A 3,213-nucleotide genomic window follows, 5' to 3' on the forward strand; every position below is an offset into this window, starting at 1 on the left:
CCTCACAAAGGCGGTATAGGAAAGTCTTGAAAATTCTTGAGTAAAGGGGTGAATGATCAGGTTATCGAGTCCGGAATGATCCAGAAGTTCAATTTTTTCATCAAGGGTATTCAGCAGCTTTAGGTCGTTTTGGTTGGTCTGGAGCACCAGTCTCGGATGAGGCGAAAAAGTAATCAGTACACTTCTGAAGTTTCGCTTCCGGCTTGTAGTTATAAGTCTTTCCAGAATTTTCTTGTGCCCAACGTGTACTCCGTCAAACGTGCCCAGGGTCACCATTGCTGGCCCTTTGGCTTCGAATAAATCAATGCTTTCGTATACTTTCACCTTGCAGAGAGTGGTGCCGATCTATGCACCCCGAGTGGTTAACCGGCTGCACATTCATGCGTCCGGTGTAAAATTAGTTAAAATTTATTGTTGGTCTTATTGCTGGTAATTGTTCAAATAATGGTAAATTCGCGGCAAAATTAGCGTAAGACCTCACAAAAAAAGACAAAATGTCCACCAGTAACGGAAAAATTTCTCAGGTAATTGGTCCTGTAGTTGATATTAGTTTCGAGAAAGAAGGAAGTCAATTACCCAATATCCTGGATGCCCTTGTAGTGACCAACGAACAGGGTCACAAAATCGTAATGGAATGTCAACAACACGTTGGTGAAGATACCGTTCGTGCGATCGCGATGGATTCGACCGATGGTTTGGTACGTGGCATGGAAGTGGTCGCTACCGGCAGTCCTATCAAAATGCCTACAGGCAACCAGGTGAAAGGCCGTTTGTTTAATGTGGTGGGTGAAGCCATTGATGGCATAGGTGAGGTAAGCAACGATGATGGTTATTCCATTCACCGTGAACCGCCACGTTTTGAGGATCTGACTACCTCTTCTGAAGTACTTTTCACCGGTATCAAAGTAATTGACCTTATCGAGCCTTATTCTAAGGGAGGTAAGATCGGTTTGTTCGGTGGAGCTGGTGTTGGAAAGACGGTATTGATCATGGAATTGATCAACAACATTGCCAAAGGTTATGCCGGACTCTCTGTATTTGCTGGTGTAGGCGAGAGAACCCGTGAAGGAAATGACCTCCTTCGTGAAATGATTGAGTCAGGCGTTATCAAATACGGAGAGAAATTTACCGAGGATATGGAAAAAGGCGGCTGGGATCTTTCTAAAGTAGATAAGAAAGAACTGGCCGAATCACAAGCCACTCTGGTATTCGGACAGATGAACGAGCCTCCCGGTGCACGTGCACGTGTGGCCCTTTCCGGTCTGACGATGGCGGAGTATTTTCGTGATGGTGAGGGCGAAGGTGAAGGAAAAGATATCCTGTTCTTTATTGACAACATCTTCCGTTTCACACAAGCCGGTTCAGAGGTATCCGCCCTCCTGGGACGTATGCCATCAGCCGTAGGTTACCAACCAACCCTGGCAACGGAAATGGGACTGATGCAGGAACGTATCACTTCCACAAAACGTGGATCCATCACATCGGTACAAGCGGTTTACGTACCTGCAGATGACCTTACCGATCCCGCTCCTGCAACCACGTTTGCCCACCTTGATGCCACCACGGTATTGAGCCGGAAAATTGCAGAGTTGGGTATCTATCCTGCGGTGGACCCCCTGGATTCTACTTCCCGGATTCTGACACCGGCTATCGTCGGACAACAACATTATCAAACCGCCCAGCGTGTGATCGAGATTCTGCAACGCTACAAAGAACTGCAGGATATCATCGCCATCCTGGGTATGGATGAACTTTCCGAAGAAGATAAACTGGTCGTTCACCGCGCACGCCGGGTTCAACGCTTCCTGTCACAACCTTTCCACGTGGCAGAACAGTTTACCGGTCTGAAAGGGGTGTTCGTAAGCATCGAAGACACCATCAAAGGCTTCAATATGATCCTTGACGGAGAAGTCGACGAATATCCGGAAGCTGCCTTTAACCTGGTTGGTTCTATCGAGGAAGCCATTGAAAAAGGAAAGAAACTGATGGCAGAAGCCAAGTAAGTATTTGGCTAACAAAGTTGTATTTTGTACTTTACACGTGATGAGCAAGTGGTCCATTATGCTTTTTCAGTCCGGAACCATCGTCACGTTACAATAGAGAACACATGGATTTACAAATCGTAACCCCTGATGCCAACCTGTATAGTGGGGAAGCCAGCATGGTAGAAGTACCGGGAACCAATGGAAAGTTCCAGGTATTGAACAACCATGCCCCTATTATATCTACACTTACCAAAGGCCAGGTGAGGATCAAGGGTGCCGACAACAAAGAGCAAAGTTTTGCTATTGATGGCGGTGTGATCGAAGTACTTAATAATAAAGTGACGGTATTGGCTGAATCAGCATAGCAGGATTTTTTTTAATCAATGCTATGTTATGCGGAAAAGTCTTCTTCTCCTGGTTGCGTGTGGAGTCGCGTTTACCACCAGGGCTTCGGAAAAAATTACTTTAAAGGCAGCGGATGGCCTGGAAATCACGGGTGATCTTTACATCGTTAACGACAACGCTCCTTATATTTTGCTATGCCACCAGGCCGGCTACAGCCGGGGAGAATATGTGGTGACGGCTGAACGATTTAACAAACTCGGATATAACTGTCTCGCCATTGATCAACGATCTGGCAATTCGGTCAACAATATTCCCAATGAGACCTACCAGCGGGCTAAAGCAAAAAATCTTCCTACCGAATACCTGGATGCCGAACAGGATATTGTCGCAGGCATAGACTACCTCTATGAACGCAGTCACCAACCCATTACACTATTAGGCAGTTCGTACTCCGCTTCCCTGGCCTTGACGATCGCAGCTAAAAATGACAAGGTTGGAGCGGTCATCGCATTCAGTCCGGGTGAATACTTTGGCACCAAACTGAATGTCAAAGAATCCATCAAAGGACTTAACAAACCGACCTTTGTGGCCTCCTCAAAAGCGGAAGGAGCAGCGGTGAAAGAATTGATCAGCGATATTCCGGCGGACAAGAAGCAGCAGTTCTACCCGGGCCTGGAAGGCATCCACGGATCGAGAGCCCTTTGGAAATCCTGTGAAAGCAATCAGGAATACTGGTTGTCACTCATCCGGTTTCTCTCCAACATCAAGAAAGAAAACAACGGCTGATCACCTACCCTAGCTTAGGGTTATTGCGATGGCGATCCCCGTCACGGGTGGTCTTTTTCGATATGCTTTTATCCAGGGCTTCACTCAGGTTCACGCC

4 protein-coding genes are annotated in these 3,213 nt (G+C 47.0%); 3 read left to right on the top strand and 1 reads right to left on the bottom strand.

From position 1 onward, the window contains the following. Positions 1-276 (bottom strand): riboflavin biosynthesis protein RibF (locus KDD36_14895; protein MCB0397936.1); only part of this gene is annotated, 276 nt, incomplete at its 3' end. Between the two features lie 218 nt (positions 277-494). Here KDD36_14895 and KDD36_14900 point away from each other — a divergent pair. The 3 genes from KDD36_14900 (at position 495) to KDD36_14910 (ending at position 3,116) form a co-directional block, all read left to right on the top strand. Then, positions 495-2,003 carry a F0F1 ATP synthase subunit beta gene (locus KDD36_14900; GenBank protein MCB0397937.1) on the top strand — a complete coding sequence of 503 codons (1,509 nt, stop codon included), beginning with the start codon at positions 495-497 and terminating at the stop codon, positions 2,001-2,003. A gap of 104 nt (positions 2,004-2,107) precedes the next feature. Then, positions 2,108-2,350, top strand: a complete 243-nt coding sequence (gene atpC, locus KDD36_14905; GenBank protein MCB0397938.1) for an ATP synthase F1 subunit epsilon — start codon at positions 2,108-2,110, stop codon at positions 2,348-2,350. Positions 2,351-2,378: 28 nt separating this feature from the next. Then, the gene (locus KDD36_14910; GenBank protein MCB0397939.1) at positions 2,379-3,116 is read left to right on the top strand and encodes a hypothetical protein; all 738 of its coding nucleotides are present in this window, start codon (positions 2,379-2,381) and stop codon (positions 3,114-3,116) included. Positions 3,117-3,213: the final 97 nt, after the last annotated feature.

Source organism: Flavobacteriales bacterium, assembly GCA_020435415.1.
Lineage (GTDB): Bacteria > Bacteroidota > Bacteroidia > JACJYZ01 > JACJYZ01 > JACJYZ01.

What these genes read in the sequence shown, in the direction of transcription:
- KDD36_14900 (MCB0397937.1), top strand. Translation starts at nt 495, where the DNA reads ATGTCCACCAGTAACGGAAAAATTTCTCAGGTAATTGGTCCTGTAGTT.
- atpC (MCB0397938.1), top strand. Translation starts at nt 2,108, where the DNA reads ATGGATTTACAAATCGTAACCCCTGATGCCAACCTGTATAGTGGGGAA.
- KDD36_14910 (MCB0397939.1), top strand. Translation starts at nt 2,379, where the DNA reads ATGCGGAAAAGTCTTCTTCTCCTGGTTGCGTGTGGAGTCGCGTTTACC.